Genomic DNA, 382 nt, shown 5'->3' with positions numbered 1-382 from the left:
TACTTTGGGGGAGTGTTATGCTGGATTCTTTCGAATCAAGTCACCTGCAGGCATTGGAAAACCATTATGAAAAAGGTCAGATTGCCTGCCCTGTGGAAGTAGCGTTAAATATTATTGGCGGGAAGTGGAAGGGGGTCATTCTCTATAAGCTCAGAGTGGGAACTTTGAGGTTCAGTGAACTTAAGCGTCAAATGCCCAGAGTGACTCAGAGAATGCTGACGCTCCAGTTGAGAAGTCTTGAAGAAGACGGGCTGGTTGATAGAACGATCTACCCTGAAGTGCCTCCGAGAGTTGAATACAACCTGACTGAGTTGGGGCAGAGCCTGTCTCCGGTCATAGATCAGCTAATGGTCTGGGGTATCCATTACCAGCAGGCTCGGGG

The 382-nt window shown here is 48.7% G+C and carries 1 protein-coding gene; it reads left to right on the top strand.

Annotation, left to right across the window (positions count from 1 at the left end):
* Nucleotides 1-17 precede the first annotated feature (17 nt).
* Nucleotides 18-382: winged helix-turn-helix transcriptional regulator (locus tag CWC28_RS21665; RefSeq protein WP_138625779.1), on the top strand; the 365-nt coding region annotated here is incomplete at its 3' end.

Source organism: Pseudoalteromonas sp. S4492 (genome assembly GCF_005886115.1).
Lineage (GTDB): Bacteria > Pseudomonadota > Gammaproteobacteria > Enterobacterales > Alteromonadaceae > Pseudoalteromonas > Pseudoalteromonas gelatinilytica.
This window is presented reverse-complemented; position numbering and strand designations above follow the sequence as displayed.